The following is a 24,276-nucleotide window of genomic DNA, read 5'->3' as shown; positions in this document are numbered from 1 at the left end:
CCGCAATGATTGACAACAGGGCGGTAGGATAGGGTGTGTTGCTGGTCATCTATTCTGCGAAAGCTCGGGCAAGACGGTTCGGCACATGCCGGAGCCGCAGCAAGGCCATGATAGCGGGAAAGGGGCGCTATGTCCGCGAACCGTGCCACGCGTTCAACATAGTCCGTCTTCGCCAGACGGAAGACGGGCTACGCCCGGGGCTGCGCCTGGACCAGCGTCCGGACCTGCGCTTGTGCCGGCCAACCGCGCACGATAGGCATCACTGGCTCGGCTCTTGGCCCACCCGAGCCGCGAGGCCCATCCGATGCATCTTCACCTGATCGCCGCCATGCTCGTTGCGGCGTCCGCCAGCCCAGGTGACACCGCCGATGCCGGCACGTTGGCACCGGGCACCATCACCGTCGAACAGGGTGATGGCGCCGCCGCCGCGCGGTCGGGCGATCAGTCATTTGGTGAAGCCGTGCAGCGCGCCATCCTGCAAACCAGCTTCGTGCCGCTGCCGGCGCCGAGCCACAGCCGCTATGTCGCGCTCGTCTCGGTTTCCCGTCAGGCCCGCGGCGTCGTCACATCGGGCGCCAAGGCGTCGCCATCGGCGACGGACGTCGGCAACTGGAGCGCCGGGGTGAAGTTCAGCCTGCCCACCAGCAACAGCGCGCTCCACGGACTGGTCGTCACCCGGCTGACGGTCACGGTGATGCAGCGTGGCGATCAGCATGCCTTATGGAGCGGCAGTGCGGTGACGGCTCAGGTCGAGGACACACCCGCGGGAACGCCGGCCGCAGTGGCCGACAAGCTCGCGACCGCATTGTTCGCGCATTTCCCGAGCCGCATGGACGCGCCGCTCTCGGTACCCTGACCGATCGGCCACGCCGCCGACGACGGTTTCAGGCGACGGTCACGCCATAGCGCAGCGCGACGACACCATGGTCCAGCGTCTCCGCCTCGCGCAGGCTGAGCTGCACCGCGCCGGCAAGGCCGTCGCCATGCGCCACGATACCCGCCACGTCCGCGCCGCCGTCCAGCGCGGGCGCGACCAGCACGTGCAGCTCGTCGACCACGCCGGCCGCCAGCAACGCGCCGTTGACCGTGCCACCGCCCTCGAGCAGCAGCCGGCGGATGCCAAACCGGCTCGCCAGCAGCTCGAACATCGCCGGCAGGTCGATCTCCGCCGCATCGGCGACGATATAGGAAACACCATCGTTCATCAGCTCGGCAAGGTGGCCGTCGGTGACATGCTGACCGAGCAGGACGATCAGCTGGTCGTCGCCCAGCGTGCCGCCGTCGAAGTGCAGCTTGCCGGACGGATCGAGCGCGATGGCATGGCTGGTCGCCTGGGCCGCTACATGGATCGGTCGCTCCACCGTGCCCGGCGCCTGCGGTGGATGCGCAACCGCCTTGGCCATTTCCGCCATCGTCACCCGGCCGACCAGCCACGCGTCGCCTTGCAGGGCGTCATGCGCCCGTTCGTACACCGCCGACCATTGCTGGCGGGTGCCATCGGGGCTGGTGGTGTAGCGGCTCGGATGCAGCCGGCCATCGAGCGACGACAGCATCAGGCAGATGATTCGTGGTTTCATGGGCAAGCGTTCACCTCTGCTCTACATAGCCGGCCGCCGCCGAACGTGTTCCCGGATCCCGCTCCAGCTTGCTGCGCCGGCAAGATGGCCGACGGCGTCGAGCCGCGCGTGCCACCTGCAACGGTCATCGCGCGCCGCCGCGATACTCGTCGTCGGACACCTGCTCCAGCCAGTCGACCGCCACGCCGTCCTGCGCCTCGGTGATCGCGAGGTGGCTCATTGCCGCATGCGCCGAGGCGCCATGCCAATGTTTCTCGCCTGGCGCGAAGAACACGATGTCGCCCGGGCGCACCTCCTCGATGGTGCCGCCCTCCTGCTGAACCCAGCCGAGCCCGAAGGTGATGACGATGGTCTGGCCGAGCGGATGGGTATGCCAGGCAGTCCGCGCGCCGGGCTCGAAGGTGACCGTCGCGCAGCTCAGCGCGCCGCTGCCCTTGAAGGCGCCGTCGGTACGCACCGTGCCGGTGAAATAGTCGGCCGGGCCCCTTGCCGAGGCCTGCGATCCGCTGCGGGTGATGTCCATCGTCCTGTCTCCGTGCTGGGCAGCGTCAACGCACGGCAATGTCGGTCAGTTCGGGTTATTTCCAAACTCTTTACCAGCCCAAGTGCACCGAATGTGACGAATTTCTACGGGGCGTAACCGCTCGGCCGTTTTCAGGGGACCAGATGACGCATTCCGGCGCCAACAACTTCATGCTCGTGGCCATGTCGGTGATGATCGCCATCTTCGCTTCCTACACCGCGCTGGATCTCGGTGCACGGCTCCGTGCCTCGAGCGGCCGGCTGCGGCGATCCTGGCTGGTGGCTGCCGCGGTGGCGATGGGCGGGGGCATCTGGACGATGCACTTCGTGGCAATGCTGGCGCACAGCGTGCCCGGTCTGGCGGTCAGCTATGACGTCGGCCTCACAATCGCGTCGCTGGGTGTCGCGATCCTGATGACCGGGGCAGGGTTCCTGCTGGTCGATCGGCCCCATCCGGTCGGCGCCAGGCTGGCGGTTGCCGGGATCATCATGGGCCTCGGCGTGGCGGCGATGCATTACATGGGCATGGCCGCGATGCGGATGCCGGCGGCGCTGAGTTTCGATCGACTGTGGGTTACGATCTCAATCCTGATCGCAATTGGCGCCGCGACGACCGCGCTGTGGCTTGCCGGGCGCAACAACAGCGTGTCGCAGCGCGCGATCGCGGCGGTGGTGATGGGCGTGGCGATTTCAGGCATGCACTTCGCCGGCATGCAGGCGGCAACCTATGCCATTCATCACCATGGCTCCGCTGCCGGCAGCGGGGTCGGGCCGATGGGGCTGGCGTTCAGCGTCTTCGCGGCGACCGCGCTGATCCTGTTCTTCGCGCTCGTCGCCGCGATGTTCGATCGGCGCTTCTCGGTGCTGGCCGCGCGCGAGGCAGATGCCCTCCGCCGCAGCGAGGAGCGGTTCCGCTCGCTGTATCGCGGCACGCCGCTGCCGCTCCATTCGCTGGATGGCGAGGGCCGGATCGATCAGGTCAGCGACGCCTGGCTGGCGTTGATGGATTATCGGCATGGCGAGGTGATCGGTCGGCCGTTCGCCGACTTCCTCACCGGCGAGTCGGCGCACCGGTTCGTCACCGAGGATTGGCCTGCGCTGGTGGGCGACCGCACAATCGGCCTGCGCGAATATCGCTGCGTGACGCGGGGCGGCACCGTGCTCGACGTCATCGCCACCGCGCGCATCGAAACCGCGCGCGACGATGCCGCCGTCCACGTGCTCGGCGGCCTCACCGATGTCACCGAGCGACGTCGCGCCGAGAGCGCGTTGCGGCAGGCAGGCGCCAATCTGGCAGAAGCGAATCGCATGCTGCTGATGGCCGAGGAGATGAGCGGGGTCGGTCACTGGCGGGTCGATCTGGCGGACCAGACCGCCTTCTGGTCCGACACGGTGTGCGACATCCATGGCCGGCCCCACGGCTTCCGTCCACCGGTCGATACCGCGCTCGCGGCCTATCATGAGGATGATCGCGCCGCGGTGTCCCGGGTGTTCACCGAGGCGCTCACCAATGGCCAGCCTTACGAGTTTCGCGCCCGGCTGATCCGCCCGGACGGGACGATGCGCCACGTGATCGCGCGCGGCCGGCCGGAGATGGCGGCGGACAAGAAGGTGATGGCGCTGTTCGGTGTGTTCCAGGACGTCACCGACGCCCGCGAGGCCGAACTGGCGCTCAAGGCCCGCAGCCACGACCTGCGCGACAGCAACCGGATGCTGACCATGGCGGAGAGCGTCGCGCGCCTCGGCCACTGGCGCGTCGACACGCTCGCCGGCGAGCATTTCTGGTCCGACGAGGTCTATCGCATTCACGGCCTGGCGCCGGGGACGCCGCCGTCGTTCGATGGCGCGCTGCTGCTCTATCACCCCGACGATCGCGACCGGGTGAAGGCCATCGTCGAGCAGGCTTATGCCACGCGCGAAGGCTATGGCTTCAAGGCGCGGATCATCCGCCCCGATGGCGCCAGGGTCCATATCCTCGTCCGCGGCGAGGTCGACGTCGATCGCTTTGGCGAGATCAGGGGGCTGTTCGGCATCGTCCAGGACATCACCGAACAGGCCGAGGCCGAGGCGCTGCTGCGCCAGGAGGAAGAGCGTTTCCGCCTGATCACCGAGGAAGCGAGCGACATGATCTCGCTCAACCATGTCGATGGCCGCTGCATCTTCATGTCGCCTGCCTCGCGCACCATTCTTGGCTATGAGCCCGCGGCGCTGCTCGGCCTCACGCCCTATCACATCGTGGTCGACGAGGATCACGACGCGTTCCGGGAGCATGCCCGCGCGGTGCTGACCGCGGGCGTCGGCGCGGTCGCGACGGTGCGGGTGCGGATGAAGCATGCCGAGGGCGACCTCCGCTGGATCGAGGTCGCGTCGCGGGTCACGCCCTATGACGGCGAGACCCGGATCATCTCCGTCAGCCGCGACGCCAGCCGCCAGGTCGCCGCCGAGCTGGCGCTGCACGAGGCGCGCGCCGCGGCCGAAGCAGCCGCGCGGGCGAAATCGAGCTTCCTCGCCAACATGAGCCACGAGATCCGCACGCCGATGAACGGCGTGGTCGGCTTCACCGATCTGCTCCTCGCCGGCGATCTCAATCCCGAGCAGCGCCGACAGACCGAGTTGATCGCCGATTCGGGCAAGGCGATGATGCGGCTGCTCAACGACATCCTCGATCTGTCCAAGGTCGAGGCCGGGCAGATGAAGATGGCCGCGGAGCCGTTCGACATGCTCCATGCGTTGAAAGCCTGCATGAAGCTCGTCGCGCCGGCCGCGCAGCGCAAGGGGCTGGCCTTGCACTGCCACCTCGCCGACGACCTGCCGCCGATGGTGGTGGGGGACGGGCTGCGCCTGCGCCAGATCGTGCTCAACCTGCTCGGCAACGCCACCAAGTTCACCGACCATGGCTCGATCACGCTCAGCGCGGCGCGGCAGGGTGAGGGCGTGCTGATCGAGGTGGCGGATACCGGGATCGGCATCGCCCCCGATCGCCAGGCGGCGATCTTCCAGGAGTTCGTCCAGGCGGAGCGGATGACCGCGGCCAAATATGGCGGCACCGGGCTGGGGCTCGCGATCAGCAGTCAGCTGGCGAGCCTGATGGGCGGCGAGCTGCGCCTCACCAGCGAAGCCGGCACCGGCACCAGCTTCTTTCTCAGCCTGCCCTTGGTCGCACACCGCACCGCGGCGACCCCGGTCAGCCTCGCTGCCGAGACGCCGGCTGGCGCCGACCAGCGCGCGTGCCACAGCCGGCGCATCCTCGTCGCCGAGGATCACGACGTGAACCAGCTGCTGATCAAGGCAATGCTTGATCGGCTGGGCTATCGGTCCGATCTCGCGGTCGACGGGCGGCAGGCGATGGTGATGGTCCATGCCGCGGATGCCGCCGGCGATCCCTATGGCATGGTGCTGATGGACATGCAGATGCCCGAGGTCGACGGGCTCGAGGCGGCGCGGCAGATCCGCGGCGACGGGTTCACCGCTGCGGCGCTGCCGATCGTCGCGCTGAGCGCCAACGCCTATGCCGACGATGTCGCCGCCTGCCTTGATGCCGGGATGCAGAGCCATCTCGCCAAGCCGTTCACGATCGACGGGCTGCGCGCGACGCTGGAGCGGTGGTGCGGCGTTCCCGCAGGGGCTGTTGCGCCACCGGCGTCGGCGGCGGCACCCGTCTCGCGGTTCAGCCCCAAGCTGCAGGACCGCTACCGGCTGCGCAAGGAGGAGGCGCTCGCCAAGCTCGACGCGCTGGTGCGCGACGCCACTTTTGCCGAGGCGGAACTCGCCGATGTCGCCGATTGCCTGCACAAGCTCGCCGGCACCGCCGAGATGTTCGGCGAGGCGGCGCTCGGCGATGCCGCACGGCTGCTCGAGGAGGGGCTGTCGGCCTGGCCCGGCACCACCCGCGCCGCGCGGATCGAGCAATCGGTGGCGGCGATCAGGCTGGTCGCTTGATCTCGTCCACCCTGGCCGAGCAGAAGCCCTCCTGGCCTTTGACGCCAGGCGCATTGTCGATCAGGCACGAGAGCAGGTTGCGACTCGCCGGCTCGACGAAGCCGCTGTGCATGGTGCGGGTGTAGATCGATCCGATCGAGACGATCATGAACGATTCGGCGAGCAGGCGATGCTCGTCGGTGACGACGCTGCTGCCGGTCATGCCCGCGAACGCGCGGCTGATGTTGTCGAACATCGTCTGGCGGACGCAGGCGAGGATCGCCGCGATCCGGCTGTTCCGCGAGGCTTCGGCGGCGATCTCGAGGAACAGGCGATCGCCTTCCTTGTCCTTGCGGCAGGTGGTGGAGGCGAGCCAGTCGCGCACGCCCTTGCGATCCTCCGCCGCGAGCGCGGCATCAAGCGTCGCGAGATCGGCGAACCGCTCGCAATCCGCCTCGACGATCGCGGCGATGATGTCCTCCTTGGCGGGGAAATCGCGATAGAGCTGCTGGACGGCGACGCCCGACGCCTTGGCGATCAGCGCGATGCCGGTCGCGTGGAAGCCATGCTCGATGAACAGCCGCCGCGCCACTTCCTTGATGTTGTGACGGCGCAGATCGGCGCGGGTCGGCAAACATCCTTCGTCCACGCGCACTGTGCAAACCTTCCTCAGCCTTGTTGACGCCTTCGAACGGTCGAGCTAACGACCGGTTTCGTGAGTGATCGCTCTCTACCCTTTTTACAAGCGGGAAAATCTATGTTCTCCAAGCGGCTGATGGGCTGTGTGTTGGCATCTAGCGCCTTGCTCGCCCTGGCGGCTTGCGGTGGCGGCAACCAGCAACAGCAGGCTCCCCAGGGGCCGCCGACCGTGAGCTATGTCGCGGTGAGCGAGCAACCGGTGACGCTGACCACCGAATTGCCCGGCCGCACCACCGCGTTCGAGACCTCCGAGGTCCGCCCGCAGGTGAACGGCCTGGTGCTCCAGCGCCTGTTCGTCGAGGGCGATATGGTCCACCAGGGCCAGCCGCTCTACCGGATCGACTCGGCGCCCTATCAGGCCCAGGTCGCCAGCGCCCGTGCCGCGCTCACCCGCGCCCGCTCGAGCATCGCCTCGAGCGCCGCGCTCGCGCGTCGTTATGGCGAGCTGGTCAAGATCAATGCGATCGCGCGCCAGGAATATGAAAATGCGCAGACCAGCGCGGCGCAGGCGCAGGCGGATGTCGCCGCCCAACAGGCCGCGCTGCGCTCAGCGCAGATCGATCTCGATCGTACCACCATCCGCGCGCCGATCACCGGCCGGATCGGTCGCTCGGCGTTCACCACCGGTGCGCTCGTCTCCGCCTCGCAGACCGCGCCGCTGGCGACGATCCAGCGACTCGACCCGATCTATGTCGACATCACCGAGTCGAGCGCCGATCTGCTCAAGCTGCGCCAGCAGATCCTCAGCGGCCAGCTGACCCGTGACGGCAATGCCCACGTCAAGCTGAAGCTCGAGGACGGCACCGAATACGGCCCGCAGGGCACGTTGCGCTTCGCCGACGTCACCGTCGATCCCACCACCGGGTCGCAGGTGATACGCGCGCTGTTCCCCAATCCCAACGGCCTGCTGCTGCCGGGCATGTTCGTCCGCGCCGCGCTGGTTGAAGGCACCCAGGCCAAGGCGCTGCTGGTGCCGCAGCGCGCGGTCAGCCGCGACGAAAAGGGCCAGCCGACGGTGCTGGTGATCGGCGCCGGCGACAAGATCGAGCCGCGCACGCTGCAGGCCAGCCGCACGGTCGGCGACAATTGGCTGGTGACCGGCGGGATCAAGCCCGGCGAAAAGGTCATCGTCGAAGGCGCCATGATGCTGCGTCCGGGCATGCCCGTGAAGGGGCAGCCCTGGAACCCCAATGCCAAGCCCGCCGGCACCCCGCCGCAGCAGGGCCAGGCGCAGGCACAGGCGAAGTAACCAGCCATGTCACGCTATTTTATCGATCGTCCGATCTTCGCCTATGTGCTGGCGGTGATGGTCGTCATCGCCGGCATCCTGTCGGTGCGCAGCCTGCCGATCGCGCAGTTCCCTGCGATCGCGCCGCCGGCGGTCTCGATCACTGCGACCTATCCGGGTGCCGACGCGCAGACGCTGGAGAATACGACCACCCAGATCATCGAGCAGCAGATGAAGGGGATCGATCACCTTCGCTACTTCTCGTCCAACTCCTCGTCGGCCGGCACCGTCACGATCACCTTGACCTTCGAGCAGGGCACCAATCCTGACATTGCCCAGGTCCAGGTTCAGAACAAGCTGCAGGCGGCGACGCCGTTGCTGCCGCAAGAGGTCCAGCGCCAGGGCATCATCGTCGCCAAGGCGACGCAGAACTTCCTGCTGTTCGTCGGTCTCTATTCCGAAAACGGTCAGCACGACGCGGACGATCTCGCCGACATCGTTGCGTCCAAGATCCAGGATCCGCTGGCACGCGTCGCCGGCGTCGGCGACACCCAGATCTTCGGGTCGCAATATGCGATGCGCATCTGGGTCGATCCGCTCAAGCTCAACAATTACGCGCTGACCATGACCGACGTTACCGATGCGGTGACGGCGCAGAACGCGCAGGTCTCGGCGGGGCAGATCGGTGCGCAGCCCGCGCCCAAGGAGCAGATGCTCAACGCGACGGTCTCCGTCTCGTCGCGCCTCAACACGCCCGAGCAGTTCGCGCAGATCCGCCTCAAGAGCAACACGGATGGCTCGGTGGTCCGGCTGGGTGATGTCGCCAGGGTCGCGATCGGGGCAGAGAATTACGGCTTCTCGGCACAGTGGAACGGCAAGCCCGCTTCGGGCATCGGCATCAAGCTGGCGCCGGGCGCCAACGCGCTCAACACCGTCGTGGCGGTCAAGGAGCGGGTCAACGCGATCGCCAAGCAGTTCCCGCCCGACGTCAAGGTCATCTTCCCTTACGATACGTCGCCGTTCGTCCGGCTCTCCATCGAGCAGGTGATCGAGACGCTGGTCGAGGCGGTGGTGCTCGTCTTCCTCGTCATGTTCCTGTTCCTCCAGAACTTCCGCGCAACGCTGATCCCGACGATCGCAGTGCCGGTGGTGTTGACCGGTACCTTCGCGGTGCTGGCGATGTTCGGCTATTCAATCAACACGCTCACCCTGTTCGGCATGGTGCTGGCGATCGGCTTGCTGGTCGACGACGCGATCGTCGTCGTCGAGAACGTCGAGCGATTGATCACCACCGAGCATTTGACGCCGAAGGAAGCGGCGCGCAAATCGATGGACGAGATCACGGGCGCGCTGATCGGCATTGCGCTGGTGCTGTCGGCGGTGTTCCTGCCGATGGCATTCTTCGGTGGATCGACCGGCGTGATCTATCGCCAGTTCTCGATCACCATCGTCTCGGCCATGGTGCTCTCGATCGCCGTGGCGTTGATCCTCACCCCGGCGCTGTGCGCGACCATCCTCAAGCCGCATAATCCCAACAAGAACGAGGGTCATGGCCCGCTGGCGCGCTTCTTCCGCTGGTTCAACGACCGGTTCGATCGTGGCCAGGCCCGCTACGAACGCGGCGTACGCGCCACCTCCACCCGTTGGGGCCGTTCGCTGATCGTCTATGCGCTGATCGTCGCCGGCATGACCTTCCTGTTCATGCGGCTGCCGACCGGCTTCCTGCCCGACGAGGATCAGGGCGTGATGATCGCGCTGGTCCAGGGACCGCCGGGCGCGACCACCGCACGCACCCAGAAGGGCCTGGATCTGGTCCGTGACCATTTCCTCAGCGATGCGGGCGACGCGATCCGCGGCGTCTACACCATCAACGGCTTCAGCTTCGCCGGTACCGGCCAGAACAGCGGCATCGCCTTCATGCCGATGAAGGAGTGGAAGGACCGGCCGGGGGCAGCGAACAAGGCGCAGGCCGTGATCGGCCGCGCGATGGGTGTGTTCTCGCAATATAAGGATGGGTTGATCTTCGCGGTCATCCCGCCGGCGGTGCAGGAACTCGGCAACGCCACCGGCTTCGATATGCAGCTTGTCGACGAAAACGGCATCGGCCATGACAAGCTGCTCGCCGCGCGCAACCAGCTGCTGGGCATGGCGTCGCAGAACAAGTCGCTGGTGGGCGTACGCCCCAATGCGCTGGACGATGCGCCGCAGCTCAAGGTCATCGTCGATCAGGACAAGGCCCGCGCACTCGGGCTCGACCTGGCCGCGGTCAACAGCACGATCGCGACGGCCTGGGGTGGTTCCTACGTCAACGACTTCATCGATCGTGGCCGGGTCAAGCGCGTCTACATCCAGGTCGATGCGCCGTATCGCATGAACCCCGAGGATCTCGGCGACCTCTACGTGCGCAACGCCAGCGGCACCATGACCCCGTTCACTGCCTTTTCGACGCTGTCGTGGAGCCAGGGGGCGACCCAGCTGACCCGTTACAATGGCCAGCCGTCGATGGAAATTCTCGGCCAGCCGGCGCCGGGCGTGTCGTCGGGCGCTGCGCTGAAGGCGATGCAGGACATGCAGGCCAAGCTGCCGCCCGGCACGCGGCTCGACTGGACCGGCCTCAGCTACGAAGAGCAGCTGTCGGGCGGCCAGGCACCGGCGCTATACGGATTGTCGCTGCTGATCGTCTTCCTGTGCCTCGCGGCGCTGTATGAAAGCTGGTCGGTGCCGATTTCGGTAATGCTGGTGGTGCCGCTGGGCGTCGTCGGTGCGCTGCTCGCGGCGCGGCTCACCGGCCTTAACAACGACATCTACCTTCAGGTCGGCCTGATCACCACGATCGGTGTCTCGGCGAAGAACGCAATCCTGATCGTGGAGTTCGCGGAAGAGCGGATGCGTCACGGCCTCAACGCCTTCGACGCGGCCATCGACGCGGCGAAGCTCAGGCTTCGCCCGATCCTGATGACCAGTCTGGCGTTCATCTTCGGCGTGTTCCCGCTGGCGATCGCCAACGGCGCGGGCGCCGGCGGCCAGAACGCCATCGGCCGCGCCGTGGTCGGCGGCATGTTCTCGGCGACGGTGCTGGCGATCTTCTTCGTCCCGATGTTCTTCATCGTCGTGTTGCGGCTGTTCGGGAGCGCCCGGAAAGACGAGGCGGTGGCGCAAGACCATCCGCACGATGATGATCATGGACGCCATGATGACGGCGAGCGCGGGCCCAGCCCCGCGCCGCAGGGAGCCTGAGTTGTGATGAATAGCAAATGCGTCCTCGCCCTGCTGGCAGCCACCGCGCTCGCCGGGTGCAATCTCGCGCCGCATTACGTGCGGCCGGTCGGTGAGGTGCCGGCGGCGCTGCCGCAGGGCGGGGTCTACCCCGCCGCCTCCACCGATGGTCCTGACGTCACCAAGATCGGCTGGCGGTCGTTCTTCACCGACGATCGCCTGCGCGCCACGATCGCGCTCGGGCTCGACAACAACCGTGACCTGCGCGTTGCGGCGGCGAACGTACTCCAGGCCCGCGCGCAATATCGCATCCAGCGCGCGGATCTGGTGCCCTCGACGACGCTGTCGGGGTCGGCTACCTATACCAACAACGTCCAGGGCGCGTCAGGCGCCCTCGCGGGCGCCGCGACCGGCGGCACCGGAACGGGAACGGGTACTGGTACCGGCACGGGGGTCGGCGCGGGCACCGGTACCGGCACGGGCGCCGCATCCGCGGTCGGATCGACCTCGTCCAATTACGAATTCTATTCGCTCAACGTCGGCTTCTCGGCGTACGAGCTTGATCTGTTCGGCCGCGTCCGCAATCTCAGCCGGGCCGCGCTCGAGCAGTATTTCGCGACCGAGGAAGCGCAGCGCTCCACCCGCATCGCGCTGATCGCGGAAATCGCCACCGCCTGGCTGACCTTCGCGTCGGACCAGGATCAGCTGCGCATCTCGCAGGAATCGCTGAAGTCGTTCGAGCAGTCGCTCGAACTGACCCGCGCGCAGTTCCGCATCGGCGTCGCCTCGGAGCTTGAGGCACGTCAGGCGGAGACGACCTACCAGGCAGCGCGCAACGACATCGCCGTGCTCAGGACCCGACTGGCGCAGGACAAGAATGCGCTCGACCTGCTGGTCGGCGCGCCGGTCTCGCCCGACAATCTGCCGCAGGGCCTTGGCACCGGCGGCGCCGCCATCCAGGCGCTGCCGGCGGGGATCGAGTCGGCGGTGCTGCTGCGCCGGCCGGACGTGCTCCAGGCCGAGCATCAGCTGATCGCGCAGAATGCCAACATCGGCGCGGCGCGCGCGGCGCTGTTCCCGAACATTTCGCTCACCGCGACGCTGGGTACGATCAGCACCGCGCTCGGTGGCCTGTTCGCTGGCGGCAGCTTCACCTACACCGGCGCACCTTCCATCGCGCTGCCGCTGTTTGACGGTGGTCGCCTTCGCGGAAACGTCCGCGTCGCCGAGGCGCAGCAGCAATCCGCCGTCGCGACCTATGAGCGCGCGGTGCAGACCGCGTTCCGCGAGGTCGCAGATGCGCTCGCGCAGCGCGGCACGATCGACGAGCAGATCGCCGCGCAGACCGCGCGGGTCGATGCCGCCACCGCGGCGCTGCGCATCTCGGATGCCCGCTACCGTGCGGGTGTCGAGTCGTTCCTGACCACGCTCGATTCGCAGCGTACGGCCTATTCAGCGCAGCAGCAGCTGGTGACGACCCGGCTCAACCGCGAGAGCAATCTGGTCGAGCTCTATCGCTCGCTCGGCGGCGGCCTCGATCCCGACGAGCGCGCGCCGGTCACCGCCACGCGGCCCTGATCTTCTGGGGCGGTCCAGCGCATGGCTGCACCGCCCCAACCCATACCAATCACGCCGCCGCGGATGGCCGCGGCGTCAGCGCAGCGAGTTCGCCGGTCTCGCGGCCCTTGCGCCCGTAGAACAGCTCGAACAGCGGGCTCGCCATCATCGTGGTGACGATCGCCATCAGCACCAGCATCGAGAACAGCGTCGGGCCGATGATGCCCTTCTGCAGGCCGATGTTGATGATGATCAGCTCCATCAGCCCGCGCGAGTTCATCAGCGCGCCGATGCCGAGCGCGGTGCGATTGTCCTCGCCCGACAGCCGCGCGGCGAGGTAGCAGGCGCCGCCCTTGGCGATCACCGAGGCCACCAGAATGCCGAGCGCGATCAGCAGCAGGCTCGGCGAGTTGACCATGTCCATCCGGGTGTTGAGCCCCGAGTAAGTGAAGAACATCGGCAGCAGCAGCACCACGGTGAGCGGCTCGAGCTTGCGCTTGATCTCGGCGGCGAGCAGCCCGCGCGGCATCACCACGCCGAGGATGAAGCCGCCGAAGATCGCGTGGATGCCGATCACGTCCATTAGGAAGGCTGACAGGCAGAAGGCGATCATCACCAGCGCGAACACCTGGATGCTCATCTCGCCCTCCGTCTCGACGGTGCGGGCGAGCGGCGCCAGCAGCCGCGGCCCGGCGCGCAGCACGAACAGCGCCCACAGCAGCCCGCCGCCGATCGCCAGGATCGCCACGCCCGGGCCGCCGCCGAAGGTCGCGAGCACGATCGCCAGCACGCACCACGAACAGGCATCGTCGAATGCCCCCGCGGTGAGCGACAGCGTGCCGAGCGCGCTGTCGGCGAGGCCGCGTTCGTTGATGATCCGCGCCAGCATCGGAAAGGCGGTGAGCGCGATGCACGCGCCGAGGAACAGCGTCGCATTGGCCTGGCTGATCCCCGCCGCGAACAGCCCGGGCACGCCGAGCAGCAGCGGCGTGATCAGCACCGCGATCCCGAACGGCGCGGCAATCCCCGCCAGCGACACGATCGAGGCGCTGCGTGCCTTGGTGCGGAAATGGTCGAGCCGCAGCGTCGTGCCGACCAGGAACATGTAGAGGCCGACGCCGAGCTGCGCGCCCGCATAGAGCACGTTCTTGGTTTCCTTGGGGAAGACTGCGCCCTGCAGGTCGGGCAGCGCCAGGCCGAACAGCGACGGCCCGAGCAGCACGCCCGCGATCATCTCGCCGACCACCTGCGGCTGGCCGAGCAGCTTCTTGCCGAGCCAGCCGACCAGCCGGCACGCAACCAGGATCACCGCGAGCTGGAGGAAGAAGTGGATGCTGAAATCACCCGGCGCATAGCTGTGCGCCGCCGCCGGCACCGCCGGCCCGTGCGCAGACAACACGCCCGAGACCGTCTTGCCCAGGCTCTCCCACCAGTCGTCCATCATCACTCCCCATGCGCGGCGGTACGCTCCGCCCGTCATTGCGGCGGGTAAACAGCAAAGCGGCGGGCGGATGCAAGAGGCAAGCGATCGCATCGCCGCAAACGACGCGGCGACGATCGGCTCGATCGCTGGAAAACCATGGTGACCCCTACGAGAATCGAACTCGTGCTTACGCCGTGAGAGGGCGTCGTCCTAACCGCTAGACGAAGGGGCCGATACGGTGGAGGCGCGCAATTACGTGGGACGGCGCCGGGCGTCAAGTCCGCCCGGCGCTGTTTTTCAAGGGGCGTGCACTCAGGCCGCGACCTTGCGGCGCTCGGCCATTTCGGCGTTGAGCATCTCGGCGAGCAGGAAGGCGAGCTCCAGGCTCTGCCCGGCGTTGAGCCGGGGATCGCAATGGGTGTGATAGCGATCGGCGAGGCTCTGCTCGGTGACGTCGACCGCGCCGCCGGTGCATTCGGTGACGTTCTGCCCGGTCATCTCGGCATGGATGCCGCCGGCGTGCGTGCCCTCGGCGCGGTGCACCGCGAAGAAGCCGCGCACCTCGGCGAGGATGCGGTCGAACGGCCGGGTCTTGTAGCCGGTCACCGCCTTGACGGTGTTGCCGTGCATCGGATCGCAGCTCCACACCACCGGATGGCCCTCGCGGGTCACGGCGCGGACCAGCCGCGGCAGCGCTGCCTCGATCTTGTCATAGCCATAGCGGGTGATCAGCGTCATCCGTCCCGGCACGCGGCCGGGGTTGAGCGTGTCGAGCATCCGCAGCAGCGCATCCGGCTCCAGGCTCGGCCCGCATTTCAGCCCGATCGGGTTGCCGATGCCGCGCAGGAACTCGACATGCGCCGAGCCCTCGAAACGGGTGCGGTCGCCGATCCACAGGAAGTGCGCGGACGTGTCATACCAGTCGCCGGTCAGGCTGTCCTGACGCGTCAGCGCCTGCTCGAACGGCAGCAGCAGCGCCTCGTGGCTGGTGAAGAAGCTGGTCTGCGCGAGCTGCGGCACCGTCTCGGGGTTGATCCCGCACGCCGCCATGAATTCGAGCGCCTCGCCGATCCGGTCGGCGGTCTCGGCATATTTCTTCGACCACGGGCTGCGGCCCATGAAGTCGTGGGTCCAACGATGGACCTGCGCGAGATTGGCATAGCCGCCCTGCGCGAAGGCGCGCAGCAGGTTGAGCGTCGCCGCCGATTGCGAATAGGCGCGCACCATCCGCTGCGGATCGGGGATCCGGCTCTCGGGGGTGAAAGCGATGTCGTTGACGTTGTCGCCGCGATAGCTCGGCAGCTCGACGCCATCGATCGTCTCCGTCGCGGTCGAGCGCGGCTTGGCGAACTGCCCTGCCATCCGCCCGAGCTTCACCACCGGCAGCTTGCCGGCATAGGTCAGCACCACCGCCATCTGCAGGATGACGCGGAAGGTATCGCGGATGTTGTTGGGGTGGAATTCGGCGAAGCTCTCGGCGCAATCGCCGCCCTGGAGCAGGAACGCTTTGCCGGCGGCGACATCGGCGAGCTCGCTCGTCAGGTTGCGCGCCTCGCCGGCGAACACCAGCGGCGGGAACGAGCCGAGCGTGTCGGTCGCCGCCTTGAGCGCGGCGGCATCGGGATAATCGGGAAGCTGCCGCGCTTCGGCGCGCGTCCAGCTGTCGGGGGCCCAGTGGGCGGCCATGATGAATTCCTCGGTTGAGGCGCGGGTTCATGCGCCGAAATGGCCGCCGACGCAATTAAGCAGGGCTTGGGCGAAAGATAGGCGGTTCTTCGCCATGCCGGGGGGCATTCGCTAATCCCGTTCAAATCCGTCACCCCCGCGGGCGCCAGGGTCTCTCGCGGCGAGCGGCGGCCTTTCCCAAGGAGGTCCCGGCGTTAGCCGGATCGACGGGATGGGGGCAGAGCAGGGCAGGTTCTCAGCCGATCCGCCCACGTCGCCCCCGCGACCAATGGCCATCCCGCCTGCCGGCGACTAGAACCACCCCCGATGACCGTCGCCTCGCTCGCCGCCCGCCTTGCTGCCCTTGCCCTGATCGCCACCCCGATCACCGCTACCGCGGCCGATGATCCCGCCGCGACCTTTACCGCGCTGCGTGCGGTCGGCGGCCGGATGGCGGCGATCGCCTACCGCCTCACCACCGCCAACGCCGCGCTATGCCGCGATCTCGCGCCGACCCCCGGCTGGGCGCTGCATGGCCTCGGCCAGTACGACCCCGGTCTGCGCGCCGCCGCGCGCACCGCGTTCGGCTTCGACGCGCCGCTTGCGATCGAGGCGGTGGTGCCGGGCTCGGCCGCGGCGCGCGCCGGGCTGCACGACAATCTGTCGGTCGTCGCGATCGACGGTCAGCCGCTCGCCCCTGCAGCGCCCGGCAATGCTCCCGCGACCAGCCAGGCGCGCGACGCCGCCAATGCGCTGGTCGCCGCGCAGCCGGCGGACCGACCGCTGGTGGTCGATACCCTGCAGGGCGGCGAGCACCACCGCTACACCGTCGCGGCGAGCCCCGGCTGTCGCAGCGCCTTTGAGGTGCTTCTCGGCCCCGGCATGGAGGCGTCCGCCGACGGCCGCATCGTCCAGCTCGGCGTACGCTTCTTCGAACGCTACAGCGATGACGAGGTCGCAGTGGTCGTCGCCCACGAACTCGCCCACAACATCCTGCGCCACCGCGCCCGGCTCGATGCCGCCAAGGTCAACCGCGGGCTGCTCGCCGAGGTCGGCCGCAACGGCCGGCTGTTCCGCACCACCGAGGACCAGGCGGATCTGCTCGGCCTGCACCTGATCCGCAACGCGGGGTACGATCCGCATCTCGCGGTGCGCTTCTGGCGCGAGCATGGCGGCGACATCGATGGCGGGGTGTTCCGCAGCCGCACCCATCCCTCGTCCAAGGCCCGCGCCCAGGCGCTCGCCGACGAGATCGCCCGCATCCCCGCCAACGCGCCGCTGCCTTATGTCCCGCCCGTCCTTGCCGAGCGCGATCGGCCCCTGGAATAGGCAACGGCTGTTGCGCGATTATCCCGTCATTATGCCGTCATCCCAGCGGAAGCGGGGATCTCTGGCGATGGCGCGGGACAGGAGCCGCGCAAGACCCCAGCGTTCGCTGGGGTGACGGCTTAAGGGAGCGGGTGGTCACGCGCGCACCGTCACCGTCCCGACGCCTCTAACCCTACACCTTCCAATCCCATCCCAGCGGATCGCCATCCATCACCTCGACGCCCGCCGCGGTGAGCTCGTCGCGGATCGCATCGGAGCGCGGGAAATCCTTCGCCGCGCGCGCTTCGCGCCGCTCCGCCAGCCGCGCGGCGATCCCCGCCTCGTCGATCCCGGCATCGGCGGGCCGCACCCGCAGATCCTCGCGGGTCAGTGCAAGCAGGTCGAGCCCGAGCACCGCGTCGAAATCAGCCAGCGCCGCCACCCGGTCGGCCGCCGATACCTTCTTGTCGGCGAGCAGTTCGTCGAGCACCGGCAGCGCCCTGGGCGTGTTGAGGTCGTCGGCGACCGCGGCGGCGAGCCGCTCGCGATAGGCCGCGGCGCTCGCCGCCGCGGGGGCAGGGGGCTTGGCCTTCAGCGCCGCGACCGTCTGCACCAGCCGCTTCAGCCGCGTCGCTGCCGCGGCCAGATTGTCCCAGGAAAAATCGAGTTCGCTGCGATACTGCGCCTGCAGGCACATCAACCGGTAGGCGAGCGGGTGGAAGCCGCGATCGACCAGCGCCTGCAGCCGCAGGAACTCGCCCGACGACTTGGACATCTTGCCGCCACGGTCGACCAGGAAGTTGTTGTGCATCCAAACGCTAGCCCCGGTGTCGATCGGGCTGCCGCCGGTGCAGCCGCCGAACGCCTGGTTCTGCGCTATCTCATTGGGATGGTGGATCTCGCGATGGTCGATCCCGCCGGTATGGATGTCGAAATGCGCGCCGAGGAAGTGGCGGCCCATGACCGAGCATTCGAGATGCCAGCCCGGCGCGCCGCGGCCCCAGGGGCTGTCCCATTCCATCTGCCGGTTCTCGCCGGGCGCCGAGGTCCGCCAGATCGCGAAATCGGCCGGGTGGCGCTTGCCTTCGACCACGTCGATCCGGCTCTCGCCGACATCGTCCTGCGCCCGCGCCAAACGCCCATAATCGGGCACGGTGCTGGTGTCGAAATACAGCCCGTCGGCCAGGCGGTAGCAATGCCGCTCCTCGATCGTGACGCCGAACGCGATCATCGCCTCGACATGGTCGGTGGCGAGCGGGAAATGGGTGGGATCGCCGATGTTGAGGTCGCGCAAATTCTGCTTGAATGCGTCGGTATAGTGGCGCGCGATCGCCCAGATGTCCTGCCCGCTCGCCCGCGCCGCCGCCTCCATCTTGTCGTCGCCGGCATCGGCATCGGAGGTGAGATGGCCGACGTCGGTGATGTTGATCACATGGGTGAGGCCATGGCCGGTCCAGCGCAGCACCCGCGCCAGCGTATCGGTGAACACATAGGCGCGCAGATTGCCGATATGGGCATAATGGTACACCGTCGGCCCGCACGAATAGACCCGTACGTTGGCCGGATCCTCCGGCTGGAACGCTTCGAGGCTGCGGGTCAGGCTGTTGTATAAGGTGAGCGACGTCATCCGCCCGCCTTAGCCCTGCCGACCGACCCGCGCCAAGAGCGCTGCCATGTTCCCGCTGTCTCGAGCAGCGCGCCGCGTCGCTAGCGTGCGATCCCGATCACTGCCGTCGCGACCAGCCCCGTCGCCACCGCCCCCGTCACCGCCGAGGTCTGTTGTGCGAGCTGGGCATCGCTGTTGTCGCCGAACACCATGTCGCTCGCCAGGCTGACCCGCGCGAAGTTGCCGCTGCTCGAGGGATAGGTGCTGGTGTCGGCATAGACCGTCGCACACCAGTCGGCGGGTAGCGCCAGCTGCGAGGTCAACACCGCATAGCGGCCGCCGAGCGCATTGCCGAGGCTCGAGAAGATCTCGAAATGCAGATGCGGCCAGCGTCCGTCGTAGCAGGCGGGAAAGATGGTGGTGAAGCTGACCTGGCCGTTGGCGTCGGTCACTTGCACCCCGCGCAGATAGCTTTCCGCGGCGGCGCCGCTGTACAGCGAATAATGCCCGTTGCGGTCGCAATGCCACAGGTAGATCGCAAAGCCTGCAAGCGGGGCGCAGCTCGCGTTGACGTCGACCAGGGTCAGGGTGAGCGTCATCTCCACGCCCGTCGCCACCGTGGTGGTGGAGATGAAGCTTGCGCGGATGTCGCTGCGCACGATGCCGTTGACGGTGAGCACGTTCGAGGTGGCACCGCCCGACGTGTTGGTGCCGTCGGCGGGGTAGGGACCACCGGTTTCGGTGGGCTCGGCGATGCAGGCCGTGGCCGTCGCGAGCGGCCCCGCGGTAGCGGTCGGCGTCGGAGTCGGGGTGGCGGTGGCGGTGGCGCCGGCGATCACGTCGACATCGCCCGCTCCGCTGCCGCCGCACCCGGCGACCAGCGCGGCGCTGCCGGCGCCGACGAACCATTTTAGCGCCCGGCGGCGCGCGATCATCGCATCGATCAGCGGCAGGTCGTCGGCAAGGCTGTGGCCGTGGGTGTGGTTGTCGTTGTCGTGGTAATCCATGCTGATCCGTCTCCCGGGGTAAAAGCCGGACGGTGATGCGCGGGCACCGTTGCGCGGTTATGTCTGCGAAACGCGCTTTGTTACCGCCATGTTGCGGCCAGGGCGTTGATGCTGCGGGTTGCAAATTGCCTGCCTCGCTGCTAGGGGGCCCGTTCACACGGCGCGTACCCTCAGTACGCGGCCGCGTTACCCATTTGAGTGGAGTTCATCGGTTTTATGCAGATCGTCGTCCGCGACAACAATGTCGATCAGGCACTTCGCGCGCTTAAGAAGAAGCTGCAGCGCGAGGGTGTGTATCGCGAGATGAAGCTGCGCCGGCACTATGAAAAGCCGTCGGAGAAGCGTGCCCGCGAGCGCGCGGCTGCCGTCCGCCGCTCGCGCAAGCTCGAGCGCAAGCGCGCCGAACGCGACGGCGCGCGCTGAGATAAGTAGGTAAGCTTCGCTGTCGTATACGCCGCTAGTCGCGGCGCGTATGCGCGAGGTTAGAGAAGTTTCACCGGTGACGGCCGGACCGGCACCACAACTCCAGGTGTCCCGATGTCCACCGTCACTGCCGTGCCCCTGCGTCCCATCAAGCGCAGCTATCTCGTCTACCTCTGGGTGGGGATAGTCCTCGCCTGCATCGCCGCCTTCGCGCTGGCCCAGCAGGGCGACGACTTCCTTGCCCGCAACGCCCGCGCCAAGGGCGTGCTCACCACCCCCTCGGGCCTCCAGTATAAGGTGCTTGAGCCCGGCAAGCCCGGTGCGCCGAAGCCGACCGACGCCGACGTCGCGCTGATCAACTATGAGGGCAAGCTCCTCAACGGCACCACCTTCGACAAGTCGCAGCAGCCGACGCCAATGCCGGTTGCGGCGGTCGTCCCCGGCTTCTCCGAGGCGCTCAAGCTGATGCCGAAGGGCGCCAAGTACCGCGTCTGGATCAAGCCGAGCCTCGGCTATGGCGACAAGGCGTCGGGCCCGATCCCGGCCAATTCGACACTGGTGTTCGATATCGACCTGCTCGACTTCCTGCCCGAGAGCGTCGTGCGTCAGATGCAGGCACAGCAGCAGCAGATGATGGGCGGTGCGCAGGGCATGCCCGGCGGTCAGGCGATGCCCGGCCAGCCGATGCCCGGCCAGTCCATGCCCGGTAGTGCGCCGGCCCCCGCGCCGCAAAACTGATCGAAGCCCGGCGGCGTGCGTCTAATCGAGATCAGGAAAGGACAATCAAGCCGGGCCTTCCGTTTTCGTCGTGGCAGCATCTCCGCTCGTCTGGATCGACCAACGCTCGGTCCCTTCCAAGGCGAGCGCCGTCAGGCGACCGGTCGCATAAGCACCGGTGTCGACGCCGATCCGATGTGGCTGCACATCCAACTGTTCGGCGATGGTATGGCCATGGACGATCATCTTGCCGAGCGGCTTGCGATGCTCAAGGAAGGGGTCACGGATCCAGCGCAGATCGGAGTCGCGCTGTTCTTCCAGCGCTACGCCCGGGCGAATACCGGCGTGGACGAACAGATAGTCGCCGATCTCGATCATGTTCTCGAACGCGGCGATGAAGGCGCGATGGTTGTCGGGAACGAGATGCACCAACGTCTTGGCCAGTTCTTCGTAGTCCATCGCGTCATAGGCGCTTGCCTCGAGGCCGTAGCTCATGATCGTCTCGCGGCCGCCGATGCGGCAGAACAGCCGCAGCGCCTTGGGTTCGCCGTCGATCGCGCCGAGGAAGATCTCTTCGTGATTGCCCAGCAGGAACCGGGTGTCCGGCCGTTGCAGGTGCAGCTGGCGCAGCCGTTCCACCACCGCGGCGGACGCCGGGCCACGATCGATCAGGTCGCCGAGGAACACCAGCGTGGTCCGTGCCGGCGTGCGCGCTGCATCGTCGGCGTCGATCCGCGTCAACAGGTCGTCGAGCAGTTCGGCGCAGCCGTGAATGTCGCCGATCGCGTAGACCCGCTCGCCGGCGGGTATCGACGTCAGTGAAACCTCCGCCGTCCGCCGCGGATTGAGCAGCTTTCTAAGCATTACACCAGTCAGATTGAGGAAAGGACTCGATACCCGCGCGCGGCACGTGCGGCAAGGGTGCGCCGCTCAGCTGGCGAGTCGCAGTGCCGGTGCCGGCTTGGCGGCACGCGGCTGGTCCGGCCAGATCCCGCGGGTGTCGAGCACGGCCTTGTCGAGCCGCTCCTCGAGCGGGATCGAGCGAAACACGTCGTGATCGACCAGCACGATCATCACCGGGCAGGTCTCGATCGCGCTGTCGACATCGGTCAGCGTTGCGCCGGTGTCGGCGAATACCTCCGGCAGGGTTGACGCATAAGGTTCGACGATCCGCACCCGCTCGCCGAACATGTCGGCAAGCGCGACCGCGACCTTGAGCGCCGGGCTTTCGCGGAAATCATCGATATTGGCCTTGAAGGCGAGGCCAAGGCAGGCGACCTGCGCCCCCGGTTGCGCCTCGATCAACGCGGCAGCCTGCGCGATGACGTGATCGGTCTTGCCGTCATTGACGAGCCGAGCCGTACGGATCAACGGCGTGTTGTCCGGCGCGGCGTGGACCAGGAACCAGGGATCGACGGCAATGCAATGCCCCCCAACTCCGGGACCAGGCTGGAGGATATTGACCCGGGGATGACGGTTGGCGAGCCGGATCACCTCCCAAACGTCGACGCCCATCGTATCGGCAACCAGGCTCAATTCGTTGGCAAAGGCGATGTTGACGTCGCGGAACGCATTCTCGGTCAGCTTGGTCATCTCGGCGGCGCGCGCAGTGGTGGTCACGCAGGCGCCGCGGACGAAGCGGCGGTAGAAGGCCAGTGCCTTGCGCGCGCAGCGTGGCGTGATGCCGCCGATCACCCGATCGTTGTCGATCAGTTCGACGAGGATGCGGCCGGGTAGCACCCGCTCCGGGCAATAGGCGATGGCGACATCGGCCTGATCGCCGGTGCGCCCGGGAACGCGCAGATCGGGGCGGAGCTGTGCAATCAGGTCGCGGACCTCCTCGGTGGTCCCGACCGGCGAAGTGGATTCGAGGATGATGGTGTCGCCCGCCTTGAGCACCGTGGCGATGCTCGTCGCCGCCTGCAGCACATAGCCGATGTTGGGCGCGTGATCCTCGGCAAACGGCGTCGGCACGGCGATGACGAACACGTCGGCCGGTTCGATCTGGGTCGACGCGCGCAGCGAGCCTCGTGCGACGACGCCGGATACCAGCCCATCGAGATCGACTTCCTCGATATGGACGCGACCCGAGTTGACCGTCTCGACCACGGCGGGAGTGACGTCGATGCCGAGCACGCTCGCGCCGGTCCGGGCGATCACCGCCGCGGTCGGCAGGCCGATATAGCCCAGGCCGAGTACGACGACCTTGAGTTCAGAGTCCGAAACCATCGGCGATGATCCTTGCGATCCGGTTGCTTGCGTTGCCGTCGCCGAAAGGATTGTGGGCGCGCGCCATCGCGGAATAGGCGGCCTTGTCGTCGAGAAGCGTGAAGACTTCGGAAACGATGCGGTCCTCATCGGTGCCGATCAACCGCGCGGTTCCTGCCGCCACCCCTTCAGGGCGTTCGGTGGTGTCGCGCATCACCAGCACCGGCTTGCCGAGCGCGGGGGCTTCCTCCTGCACGCCACCCGAATCGGTCAGCGCCAGATCGCACAGCGCCAGCGCGCGGATGAAGTGGGGATAATCGAGCGGCTCGATCCGGGCGACATTGGCGCGCTCGCCGAGGATCGTATCCATCACCACGCCGACATTGGGATTGGGGTGCATCGGGAACAGCACGGCGACATCCTCGCGATCGGCGATGCGCGCGATCGCCCGTGCGATCGCGGCCATGCCGTCGCCGAAATTCTCGCGCCGGTGAGTGGTGACGAGTACCACGCGCTTGCCGGCAAACCGTCGTTCGATGGCATCAAGACCTTTCGCGAGCGCGACATCGGCGGCGATCCGCTCGCGGGTCCAGTGCAGCGCGTCAATCACGGTGTTGCCGGTGACATGGACGCCGAAGGTGACATTCTCGCGTGCCAGCGCGGCGGCGGCGGTGTCGGTCGGCGCAAAATGTAAGTCGGCGATCGGGGCGACGATGCGGCGGTTCACCTCCTCGGGCCACGGATGATAGATATTGCCCGAGCGCAGCCCCGCCTCGACATGCGCAACCGGGATCTTGCGGTAGTAAGCGGCGAGCGCGCCGGCCATTGCGGTCGCGGTATCGCCCTGGACGATCACGCGATCGGGCTGCTCGGCATTCATCACCTCGCCGAGACCGGTGAGCAGCCGCGCGGTGAGCCGGTCCAGTGTCTGTCCGGGCTCCATGAGGTCGAGATCGATGTCGGGGCGCAACCCCGCGATGCTGAGCACCTGATCGAGCAGCCCGCGATGCTGCGCGGTGACGCAGGTGACCACGCGCAGGCCATCGGTCGCCGCCAGGGCACGGATGACCGGGAATAGCTTGATCGCTTCGGGTCGGGTGCCGAAAATGACCAGGATCTTGGGAGAGGCGGCGGAAGAGGCTGCTGGCATGCGCTGCATTGCTAGATAGAAGCTCTTAACATGCCGCTAAGCAATTGTGCGG

General features: G+C 67.5%; 18 protein-coding genes and 1 tRNA gene. 8 read left to right on the top strand and 11 right to left on the bottom strand.

Translation table 11 applies throughout. The features are described 5' to 3' along the window. The first annotated feature begins 304 nt into the window (after nt 1-304). Nucleotides 305-856: a hypothetical protein gene (locus AC07M8_RS12650; protein ID WP_495174664.1), complete on the top strand. Its 552-nt coding sequence runs from the start codon at nt 305-307 to the stop codon at nt 854-856. Between the two features lie 28 nt (nt 857-884). On the opposite strand, the gene AC07M8_RS12645 is transcribed toward AC07M8_RS12650, so the two are convergent. Both AC07M8_RS12645 and AC07M8_RS12640 read right to left on the bottom strand, forming a co-directional pair. Further along, nucleotides 885-1,577 (bottom strand): RibD family protein, encoded by a 693-nt coding sequence (locus AC07M8_RS12645; protein WP_495174663.1) that lies wholly within the window; start codon nt 1,575-1,577, stop codon nt 885-887. A 124-nt stretch (nt 1,578-1,701) separates the two neighbouring features. After that, complete coding sequence (locus AC07M8_RS12640; protein WP_495174662.1) at nt 1,702-2,100, bottom strand: (R)-mandelonitrile lyase; 399 nt, start codon at nt 2,098-2,100, stop codon at nt 1,702-1,704. 143 nt (nt 2,101-2,243) lie between these two features. On the opposite strand from AC07M8_RS12640, the gene AC07M8_RS12635 reads away from it, so the two are divergent. After that, nucleotides 2,244-6,038 (top strand): PAS domain S-box protein, encoded by a 3,795-nt coding sequence (locus tag AC07M8_RS12635; protein WP_495174661.1) that lies wholly within the window; start codon nt 2,244-2,246, stop codon nt 6,036-6,038. On the opposite strand, the gene AC07M8_RS12630 is transcribed toward AC07M8_RS12635, so the two are convergent. Continuing rightward, complete coding sequence (locus AC07M8_RS12630; protein WP_495174660.1) at nt 6,022-6,666, bottom strand: TetR/AcrR family transcriptional regulator; 645 nt, start codon at nt 6,664-6,666, stop codon at nt 6,022-6,024. The two genes, AC07M8_RS12635 and AC07M8_RS12630, sit on opposite strands and share 17 nt — an antisense overlap. 108 nt (nt 6,667-6,774) lie before the next feature. Between AC07M8_RS12630 and AC07M8_RS12625 the strand changes: the two genes are divergently transcribed. The 3 genes from AC07M8_RS12625 to AC07M8_RS12615 are packed head-to-tail and all read left to right on the top strand — an operon-like array spanning nt 6,775 to nt 12,738. Continuing rightward, a complete protein-coding gene (locus AC07M8_RS12625; RefSeq protein WP_495174659.1) occupies nt 6,775-7,965 on the top strand; it encodes an efflux RND transporter periplasmic adaptor subunit in 1,191 nt (396 codons plus the stop codon). A 6-nt stretch (nt 7,966-7,971) separates the two neighbouring features. After that, nucleotides 7,972-11,181, top strand: coding sequence for an efflux RND transporter permease subunit (locus tag AC07M8_RS12620; protein ID WP_495174658.1), 3,210 nt, complete (start codon nt 7,972-7,974; stop codon nt 11,179-11,181). Nucleotides 11,182-11,187: 6 nt separating this feature from the next. Continuing rightward, entirely contained in the window at nt 11,188-12,738 is a 1,551-nt protein-coding gene (locus tag AC07M8_RS12615; RefSeq protein WP_495174657.1) for an efflux transporter outer membrane subunit, read from the top strand. A 49-nt stretch (nt 12,739-12,787) separates the two neighbouring features. On the opposite strand, the gene AC07M8_RS12610 is transcribed toward AC07M8_RS12615, so the two are convergent. From AC07M8_RS12610 to AC07M8_RS12600, 3 genes are all read right to left on the bottom strand, one after another. Then, nucleotides 12,788-14,158, bottom strand: a complete 1,371-nt coding sequence (locus AC07M8_RS12610; RefSeq protein ID WP_495174714.1) for a cation:proton antiporter — start codon at nt 14,156-14,158, stop codon at nt 12,788-12,790. A 139-nt stretch (nt 14,159-14,297) separates the two neighbouring features. Beyond that, nucleotides 14,298-14,372 (bottom strand) — tRNA-Glu (locus AC07M8_RS12605). A gap of 80 nt (nt 14,373-14,452) precedes the next feature. Further along, the gene (locus AC07M8_RS12600; protein WP_495174656.1) at nt 14,453-15,826 is read right to left on the bottom strand and encodes a class II 3-deoxy-7-phosphoheptulonate synthase; all 1,374 of its coding nucleotides are present in this window, start codon (nt 15,824-15,826) and stop codon (nt 14,453-14,455) included. A 306-nt stretch (nt 15,827-16,132) separates the two neighbouring features. Here AC07M8_RS12600 and AC07M8_RS12595 point away from each other — a divergent pair, with 306 nt between their 5' ends. Further along, complete coding sequence (locus AC07M8_RS12595; protein WP_495174655.1) at nt 16,133-17,134, top strand: M48 family metalloprotease; 1,002 nt, start codon at nt 16,133-16,135, stop codon at nt 17,132-17,134. Nucleotides 17,135-17,306: 172 nt separating this feature from the next. On the opposite strand, the gene cysS is transcribed toward AC07M8_RS12595, so the two are convergent. Continuing rightward, entirely contained in the window at nt 17,307-18,740 is a 1,434-nt protein-coding gene (gene cysS / locus AC07M8_RS12590) for a cysteine--tRNA ligase (protein WP_495174654.1), read from the bottom strand. 80 nt (nt 18,741-18,820) lie between these two features. Then, nucleotides 18,821-19,726: a dioxygenase family protein gene (locus AC07M8_RS12585; RefSeq protein ID WP_495174653.1), complete on the bottom strand. Its 906-nt coding sequence runs from the start codon at nt 19,724-19,726 to the stop codon at nt 18,821-18,823. 216 nt (nt 19,727-19,942) lie between these two features. Here AC07M8_RS12585 and rpsU point away from each other — a divergent pair, with 216 nt between their 5' ends. Both rpsU and AC07M8_RS12575 read left to right on the top strand, forming a co-directional pair. Next, nucleotides 19,943-20,149, top strand: coding sequence for a 30S ribosomal protein S21 (rpsU, locus tag AC07M8_RS12580; protein ID WP_267393484.1), 207 nt, complete (start codon nt 19,943-19,945; stop codon nt 20,147-20,149). Nucleotides 20,150-20,263: 114 nt separating this feature from the next. Beyond that, the gene (locus AC07M8_RS12575) at nt 20,264-20,887 is read left to right on the top strand and encodes an FKBP-type peptidyl-prolyl cis-trans isomerase (protein ID WP_495174652.1); all 624 of its coding nucleotides are present in this window, start codon (nt 20,264-20,266) and stop codon (nt 20,885-20,887) included. 45 nt (nt 20,888-20,932) lie between these two features. Here the strand turns inward: AC07M8_RS12575 and AC07M8_RS12570 are convergent, their stop codons facing one another. The 3 genes from AC07M8_RS12570 to wecB form a co-directional block, all read right to left on the bottom strand. Beyond that, nucleotides 20,933-21,730 (bottom strand): metallophosphoesterase family protein, encoded by a 798-nt coding sequence (locus tag AC07M8_RS12570; protein ID WP_495174651.1) that lies wholly within the window; start codon nt 21,728-21,730, stop codon nt 20,933-20,935. A gap of 66 nt (nt 21,731-21,796) precedes the next feature. After that, the gene (gene wecC / locus AC07M8_RS12565) at nt 21,797-23,095 is read right to left on the bottom strand and encodes a UDP-N-acetyl-D-mannosamine dehydrogenase (protein ID WP_495174650.1); all 1,299 of its coding nucleotides are present in this window, start codon (nt 23,093-23,095) and stop codon (nt 21,797-21,799) included. After that, nucleotides 23,079-24,233 carry a non-hydrolyzing UDP-N-acetylglucosamine 2-epimerase gene (gene wecB / locus AC07M8_RS12560; RefSeq protein ID WP_495174649.1) on the bottom strand — a complete coding sequence of 385 codons (1,155 nt, stop codon included), beginning with the start codon at nt 24,231-24,233 and terminating at the stop codon, nt 23,079-23,081. The genes wecC and wecB overlap by 17 nt, the downstream gene beginning before the upstream one ends. Nucleotides 24,234-24,276 lie beyond the last annotated feature (43 nt).

Source organism: Sphingomonas sp. GW821-FHT09E03, from assembly GCF_059416225.1.
The sequence above is the reverse complement of the archived record's forward strand: the minus strand, read 5'-3'. Positions and strand labels throughout refer to the sequence as shown.

Excerpts from the sequence above, each read along its gene's own strand:
- AC07M8_RS12610 (WP_495174714.1), bottom strand. The coding sequence starts at position 14,158 with ATGGACGACTGGTGGGAGAGCCTGGGCAAGACGGTCTCGGGCGTGTTG.
- AC07M8_RS12575 (WP_495174652.1), top strand. The coding sequence starts at position 20,264 with ATGTCCACCGTCACTGCCGTGCCCCTGCGTCCCATCAAGCGCAGCTAT.
- AC07M8_RS12625 (WP_495174659.1), top strand. The coding sequence starts at position 6,775 with ATGTTCTCCAAGCGGCTGATGGGCTGTGTGTTGGCATCTAGCGCCTTG.
- AC07M8_RS12650 (WP_495174664.1), top strand. The coding sequence starts at position 305 with ATGCATCTTCACCTGATCGCCGCCATGCTCGTTGCGGCGTCCGCCAGC.
- AC07M8_RS12585 (WP_495174653.1), bottom strand. The coding sequence starts at position 19,726 with ATGGATTACCACGACAACGACAACCACACCCACGGCCACAGCCTTGCC.
- AC07M8_RS12645 (WP_495174663.1), bottom strand. The coding sequence starts at position 1,577 with ATGAAACCACGAATCATCTGCCTGATGCTGTCGTCGCTCGATGGCCGG.
- rpsU (WP_267393484.1), top strand. The coding sequence starts at position 19,943 with ATGCAGATCGTCGTCCGCGACAACAATGTCGATCAGGCACTTCGCGCG.
- AC07M8_RS12640 (WP_495174662.1), bottom strand. The coding sequence starts at position 2,100 with ATGGACATCACCCGCAGCGGATCGCAGGCCTCGGCAAGGGGCCCGGCC.
- AC07M8_RS12595 (WP_495174655.1), top strand. The coding sequence starts at position 16,133 with ATGACCGTCGCCTCGCTCGCCGCCCGCCTTGCTGCCCTTGCCCTGATC.
- AC07M8_RS12570 (WP_495174651.1), bottom strand. The coding sequence starts at position 21,730 with ATGCTTAGAAAGCTGCTCAATCCGCGGCGGACGGCGGAGGTTTCACTG.
- cysS (WP_495174654.1), bottom strand. The coding sequence starts at position 18,740 with ATGACGTCGCTCACCTTATACAACAGCCTGACCCGCAGCCTCGAAGCG.
- AC07M8_RS12615 (WP_495174657.1), top strand. The coding sequence starts at position 11,188 with ATGAATAGCAAATGCGTCCTCGCCCTGCTGGCAGCCACCGCGCTCGCC.
- wecC (WP_495174650.1), bottom strand. The coding sequence starts at position 23,095 with ATGGTTTCGGACTCTGAACTCAAGGTCGTCGTACTCGGCCTGGGCTAT.
- AC07M8_RS12635 (WP_495174661.1), top strand. The coding sequence starts at position 2,244 with ATGACGCATTCCGGCGCCAACAACTTCATGCTCGTGGCCATGTCGGTG.
- AC07M8_RS12600 (WP_495174656.1), bottom strand. The coding sequence starts at position 15,826 with ATGGCCGCCCACTGGGCCCCCGACAGCTGGACGCGCGCCGAAGCGCGG.
- wecB (WP_495174649.1), bottom strand. The coding sequence starts at position 24,233 with ATGCAGCGCATGCCAGCAGCCTCTTCCGCCGCCTCTCCCAAGATCCTG.
- AC07M8_RS12620 (WP_495174658.1), top strand. The coding sequence starts at position 7,972 with ATGTCACGCTATTTTATCGATCGTCCGATCTTCGCCTATGTGCTGGCG.